This window comes from Xanthomonas dyei, assembly GCF_002939865.1.
In the GTDB taxonomy this organism is placed as follows: domain Bacteria; phylum Pseudomonadota; class Gammaproteobacteria; order Xanthomonadales; family Xanthomonadaceae; genus Xanthomonas; species Xanthomonas dyei.
The window spans coordinates 1-5,631 of record NZ_MDEE01000082.1 but is presented as its reverse complement, the minus strand read 5'-3'; the positions used below and the strand labels follow the sequence as shown (position 1 = coordinate 5,631).

Sequence of the window (5,631 nt, the reverse complement as noted above, 5' to 3'; positions counted from 1 at the left end):
AGCGTCGCCGAACGTCAGTTGCATGGATGATTCCTCAACACGAGGCGGGTAGTGTCGCGCATCTGCCGTGCTTTGTTCAGAGGTTCCTTAGGGATAGCCGCTGATTTTTCTGTCAGCTTCCGCGATTAAAGATGGTGCTTTCACTCCTTCGAAGAATGCTGGAAGAGGCTCCTCCTGGAACATGTGGTCGAGCTACTCGTGAGTAAGGGTACGTGCGTCCTTTAAAAATTTTCGTAAGTTCATTTACGAATATTCATCGACGAAACCGCGGGAACAATAAGTTAGTCAGAACCGATCCGGCGCTGCGCAAGAAGATGCGAACGAACGATTGCGCATCCGAAGCTATGCCCTGCTGGTCAGCAATGCAAAGAATCCGTTTAAAATACGGCGTCCGAATCGGATGCGTAGTTTGCCCATGCCTGCAAACTAGGTGCGCTTGACGACCCAGCGATAGCCCCTTAGCTGGTCATTGCGCTCAATGCTTTTGCGTGCGATGCGCGCAATTGTGCCGCGCTGCTTGAAAGTGCGATTCCGTTGGATGTCGTAGGCTTTGTCGGCATGCAGTTTGTTTGATCAGCGTCGCTGGCAGCCTTGTTTTCCGGCGATTGTAGATAAGGAAATTCATCGACGCGGTACTGTTCGATCCGTCTTAGAACCTGGTTACGATCTTTTGAGTAATAGCGCCAAGAAGGCCAAATGGATGAACTGCAGGCTGGTGTTGAGTTTGCGCTCGCGGTTCTTCCATCGCCTTCGGTTGTTCTCCAGCCACGCAAAACTACGCTCGACGATCCAGCGCTTGGGCCTGACCTGAAAGTGTGCAGTTCGCTGCGCCTGGCAATCTGCACCGTGAGCTGCTCGCCTAGAATCTCTCGCACACCGTCTGCAAACGGCATGCCGGTGTAACCGCTGTCACGCAGTAGGCTTTACGGGCGTTCCGGTATTGCATGTGCGTCACGAGGCGGCGGCGTATTCCCCGTTCCTTGTCGCCGGTTCGCAGGGCGCGCAGACACATGACACAGTTGCGCCACAGGATGGTGAAGTGGTCATCGTCAAGCAACACGTCAACGCTTTTCGCGAGACGCCGCTTGCGCAGCAGCTGCAGCAACACGGCGTGACGGACGTGGTGATTGTCGGCGCGATGAGCCACATGTGCGTGGATGCTTGCGTGCGCGCTGCCGCCGACATGGGCTATGCGGTGACAGTGCTGCACGATGCCTGCGCCACGATGCACCTGGACTTCGATGGCACCAAGGTACCTGCCGCCCACGTGCAGGCGACGATGATGGCGGCGTTTCAGTTTGGCTATGCGGCGGTGCGATCCACGCAGGAGTCTCTGCAGCGTCAGTGAAGCAACGGTGCGCGCGCCGTCTTCGGTGCCAATGGGGCAGGCCGATCGCCGCGTCCGGTGCATGCGGCTGGCCGGGAGACTGTGCGCAGTGCATGCAGCGCGCAGCGGCGCGCGCACCCAGGTGTCAGGCTGCGACGAAGGGTCGCAGGTGGCGCGCGGGTTTTTCATTACACTTCGCGGGTGCGCTTCCGTCCCTCGCCCTTGTTCAGCATGATGCAGCGCCTGGCTTGCCTGGCGCTGCTACTGCTGTTGGTCGCGCCTTTGGTAAGCCGCACGCTCGAGAACGCCTCCGGCGTTCTTGACGGGCCGCTTTGCCATAGTCAGCCCTGGCCAGCTGGCAAGGTGGCCCATGCCGTCGGTAGCAATGTACATGCCGCGCAGCTGTCGGCAGACGCCGAGGCCGGGACAGCCAAGCGATGGCCGAGCGCCGCACACGATCTGCACCATACCGATGGTGGCCAAGCGTTTGCCTGCGATTACTGCCTGCTCGCCGCGCGGCTGCTGCCCTGGCTGCTGATCGCATGTGTGCTGTTTGCGCTCAGTCGCGGCCGGCGTGCGGTTGAGCGTCTTGCCGCTGGGGCTCCATCAGCCGCCCGCTGGTGGGCACATGCGCCACGCGGCCCGCCGCTGTTCGCCTGAAACATCGGTCGTAGAGCCGCACCCGTCAGCGGTGTGATGTTGGATGTGTTGGAGCGTGTAGATGACGTACTTTGCTTTGCCGCCCCGCGCGGCGGCGACGCCTTGCCTTGCCCTTGTGACGCTGCTGCCGACACTGGCGTTGATTGTCCCTGCCCAGATGCGCCTGCTTGCCGCGGGCGAACCACAATACCCAAGTCTTGATGATTCGAGCGATAGCGCTTCGAACCCGCAACATCGCGATCTGGCCGTTGGCGTACAACCGCGGGATCACCGGTGAATAGCACTGCGCGCCCATGCGCAGAAAAGCTGCCGGGTGCAGCCCACTTCGCGATGAATGGCGCGCGACAGAACGGCAAACGCAAGGCCGCTTTTAACGAAAGGATCGGAATCAGGATGCAAGCAATGCGATCTGTGTGGAAGCGACGGCTGTCGCACGTAATGCTGGGGTGTCTGGTCTGCGCATTGGCGGGATGTGGGCAATGGGGCGGTGGGTTCGCTCCCAATGGCGCAGACCTCAGCGCGATGGCGCGAGGAATGGATTTTTACCTTTACGACACCGAAGGCACGCCGCGGCCATTGCGCAGTTTTCGTGGCAAGGCGTTGGTGTTGTTCTTCGGCTTCACCCATTGCCCGGATGTGTGCCCGACGACGCTGGCGCGTGCGGCGCAAGTCAAGCGCAAGTTGGGTGCGGATGCGGCGAAGGTACAGTTCGCGTTCGCCACGCTGGACCCGCAACGCGATCAGCCAAACGTGCTCAGAACCTACGTGAAGGCATTCGATCCGGACTTTATCGGTTTGACCGGTAGCGAGGGCGATATCCGCGTGGCAGCGGGTAATCTCAAGGTGAGCTATGCAAAGGTGCCGATGGGGCCGACATACACCATCGATCACTCCACCCGCAGTTTTCTCTTCGATCGCGACGGACAGCTGCGCGTGGGCCTGACCCACGAGCAGACGGTGGACTCGGTTGTGCACGATATCCGGCAAGTACTCTGACTGACGCAAGAGCGACCTGCCGGCTTCCAGAATTTCAACGTCGATGACCGCGATGCAAGGCGCTGTGGCGCACGCACGGCTCGACCCAAGGAGAACGAAATGAAATTACATCTACTGATGGTGAGTGCCCTGTCTGCCTTGTCGATGGTGGCCTGCGAGCGCGCACCTGCGCCCGAGGCCAACCCGGCGCCGGCTGCCGTGGCACCTGCTTCGACCACGGCGCCGGCGACGGCACCTGTGGTGGTGGCGAGCGGGGCATGGTCGCGCGCAACGCCGCCGGGCGCGCCGGTGGCGGGCGGCTACCTCACCTTGCGTAATCAATCGGCAACGCCAGATCGTCTGGTGGCGGTGGAATCGCCGGCCAGTGCGCAGGTGGAAATCCATGAGATGACGATGGACGGGGGCGTGATGAAAATGCGCCACCTGGAGCAGGGATTGGTCTTGCCGCCGGGCAAAGACGTGGTGCTGGGTACCGGCGGCACGCATCTGATGTTCATCGCACCGCACGCGCCATTCGAACAAGGCAAGCCGGTGGTGGCTACGCTGGTGTTCGAGCATGCGCCACGCGTCCAGGTGCAGTTCGACGTTCGTGCCCTAGGCGCGTCGGCGCCCGATGCCGAATCGCACGATCAACATATGCACTAGGCAGCGTCGTTGGGAATCAATGTGCCAGCACGGCGGCGTGCTGGCAGCCATGGGTCGTCCATTTCCAGGATCAGCCAGCCGATGGAACGGTCAACAGCTCCGTGTTGTGGTGTCGCGCGTTTTTTCCAATTGCTGCAGGGGCCGTGGGCGTCGCCGATCGTGCGCGAGCTGCTTGCAGGGCCGCTCCGGTTCACCGAACTCAGGCAGGCATTGCAAGACATCGGCGCACATACGTTGACCAGCCGCCTGCGGTAGTTTAAGGCGTGTGGTCTGGTGGTGCGCACCGCGTATGCGCGGATGCCGCCGCGTCTGGTGTACGACCTCACGCCATTGGGTGAAGGGCTGCGCGAGCTCTTCGAAGCACTGCGCGAATGGGGCGAGTCGGTGCCAGCGCAAACCGTTGCGATCATCCAACCAAGGGATGGCGTGGCAATGAGCATGCGGGAGATTGCAATGGGCTGCCCGCTGACCAAGCCTTGAGTGGGCGTTTGGCGTAGCGCCAGGGCGCCGTCTGCAGGTAAGTGCGATGTCGTGGCGGTGTTCTAGCGATTGATGCACCGACCGCTGCAAGCCTGAAACATGCAGCAGTGCGCACATCCGCCACTCTGCCAGCACGCACTGTGTGGCTGGAGCATGGCCACCAAGCCGCTCCTGCTGCACGTCTTGGCGCGTGGCTTGTTGTGGAATATACGATTCGTATACGATATGTATATTCCACGATAAGCCAGGAACCACCATGGGCATCGTCAATATCGATGACGACCTGCACGATCAACTGCGCCGCGCCTGTACCGTCACCAGCCGGTCGATCAATGCGCAGGCCACCTTCTGGATCAAGGTCGGCATGTTGTGCGAGATGCATCCGGAATCCTCGTTCCAGGACATCGTGGCGCAGGAGCTGCGCGCGGCAGGTGTGAGGCCGCAAACCTTGAAGCCGCCTACCGCAAAACCAGCACGCGCATGATCAAGTCGCCGGATGAGATCGCATTGATGGCGATCTCCGGGCAGCTGTTGGCGCAGGTGTTTCATGCGCTGGATCGGCTTCCGCTGGAAGGACGCAGTACGCTGGAACTCAATGCATTTGTCGAACGCATGATTGTGGATGCGCTCGACGCGCGGCCCGCGAGCAAGGGGCAGTACGGGTTCGAATTCGTGCTCAACGCGTCGATCGACGATGTGGTCTGCCACGGTGTGCCATCGGAAGACGATGTGCTGCGCAGCGGGCAGATCGTCAATCTGGATATCACGCTGGAAAAGAACGGTTTTATCGCCGATTCCAGCACGACGTATCTGGTGGGCGAGGTTGCCTATCCGGCGCGGCGGCTGGTGCAGACCGCCTATCAGGCGATGTGGAAAGGCATCGCTGCGGTACGGCCCGGTGCGCGCCTGGGCGATATCGGGCAGGCCATTGCGCGGCATGCGCGCGACCACGGCTACAGCGTGGTCAAGGAGTATTGCGGCCACGGCATCGGGCGCCAGATGCACGAAGCGCCGCAGATTCTGCATGACGGCTGCGCAGGAACCGGTCTGGCGCTGCAGGAAGGCATGGTGTTCACCATCGAGCCGATGATCAATCAGGGGCGCGCGGCGATCCGTTCGCAGCCTGACCAGTGGCCGGTGTACACCCGCGATGGCAAGCTGTCGGCGCAGTTCGAGCACACGGTGGCGGTGACGCGCACCGGCGTGCGCGTGCTCACGCTAAGGCCCGACGAAAAACCGCTGTGCCCGGTGCAGTGATGCACGGCAACGCGCGGCGCGCTAAGGAAGGTCTGAATAACGATGCCTGAGAGTGCGGAATGTCCGCATCGTTCCGGAGAATCGCGTTTGGATCTTCGGAGTTTCGCCATTTCTGGCGCTTTCCGTGGGAATTCCACGGATCACAGGCGCACGCTCCCCATCGCAGGCAGTAATTGCTTTCGCTTCATCCACAGGTTTGACAGCGCAAACAAGGTCAGCACGTGTGCCGTGTTCTTGGCCAGGCCGCGATAGCGGACCTTGGTGTA

General features: G+C 61.3%; 7 protein-coding genes and 4 pseudogenes. 8 read left to right on the top strand and 3 right to left on the bottom strand.

The features are described from left to right. Positions 1-342: 342 nt before the first annotated feature. Positions 343-618: pseudogene (locus tag XdyCFBP7245_RS24665) on the bottom strand (IS5/IS1182 family transposase); the annotation flags it as partial. A gap of 42 nt (positions 619-660) precedes the next feature. Next, positions 661-923 (bottom strand): annotated as a pseudogene (locus tag XdyCFBP7245_RS22990) (transposase); the annotation flags it as partial. Here XdyCFBP7245_RS22990 and XdyCFBP7245_RS22985 point away from each other — a divergent pair. The 8 genes and pseudogenes from XdyCFBP7245_RS22985 (at position 881) to map (ending at position 5,365) form a co-directional block, all read left to right on the top strand. Continuing rightward, positions 881-1,348 carry an isochorismatase family protein gene (locus tag XdyCFBP7245_RS22985; protein ID WP_104617660.1) on the top strand — a complete coding sequence of 156 codons (468 nt, stop codon included), beginning with the start codon at positions 881-883 and terminating at the stop codon, positions 1,346-1,348. The pseudogene XdyCFBP7245_RS22990 and the gene XdyCFBP7245_RS22985 sit on opposite strands and share 43 nt — an antisense overlap. 210 nt (positions 1,349-1,558) lie before the next feature. Continuing rightward, positions 1,559-1,987, top strand: a complete 429-nt coding sequence (locus tag XdyCFBP7245_RS22980) for a DUF2946 family protein (RefSeq protein WP_146091727.1) — start codon at positions 1,559-1,561, stop codon at positions 1,985-1,987. Positions 1,988-2,048: 61 nt separating this feature from the next. Further along, positions 2,049-2,264 carry a hypothetical protein gene (locus XdyCFBP7245_RS23955; RefSeq protein WP_146091726.1) on the top strand — a complete coding sequence of 72 codons (216 nt, stop codon included), beginning with the start codon at positions 2,049-2,051 and terminating at the stop codon, positions 2,262-2,264. Positions 2,265-2,521: 257 nt separating this feature from the next. Beyond that, positions 2,522-2,983, top strand: a complete 462-nt coding sequence (locus XdyCFBP7245_RS22975; protein ID WP_228325562.1) for an SCO family protein — start codon at positions 2,522-2,524, stop codon at positions 2,981-2,983. 99 nt (positions 2,984-3,082) lie between these two features. Beyond that, the gene (locus XdyCFBP7245_RS22970; RefSeq protein ID WP_104617658.1) at positions 3,083-3,628 is read left to right on the top strand and encodes a copper chaperone PCu(A)C; all 546 of its coding nucleotides are present in this window, start codon (positions 3,083-3,085) and stop codon (positions 3,626-3,628) included. Between the two features lie 81 nt (positions 3,629-3,709). Beyond that, a pseudogene (locus XdyCFBP7245_RS22965) lies at positions 3,710-4,108 on the top strand (winged helix-turn-helix transcriptional regulator). A gap of 256 nt (positions 4,109-4,364) precedes the next feature. After that, positions 4,365-4,592: a ParD-like family protein gene (locus tag XdyCFBP7245_RS22960; RefSeq protein WP_104617657.1), complete on the top strand. Its 228-nt coding sequence runs from the start codon at positions 4,365-4,367 to the stop codon at positions 4,590-4,592. Further along, the gene (gene map, locus XdyCFBP7245_RS22955; RefSeq protein WP_104617656.1) at positions 4,589-5,365 is read left to right on the top strand and encodes a type I methionyl aminopeptidase; all 777 of its coding nucleotides are present in this window, start codon (positions 4,589-4,591) and stop codon (positions 5,363-5,365) included. Before XdyCFBP7245_RS22960 ends, map begins: the two co-directional genes overlap by 4 nt. Positions 5,366-5,505: 140 nt before the next feature. On the opposite strand, the pseudogene XdyCFBP7245_RS22950 reads toward map, so the two are convergent. Continuing rightward, positions 5,506-5,631 (bottom strand): annotated as a pseudogene (locus XdyCFBP7245_RS22950) (IS5/IS1182 family transposase); the annotation flags it as partial.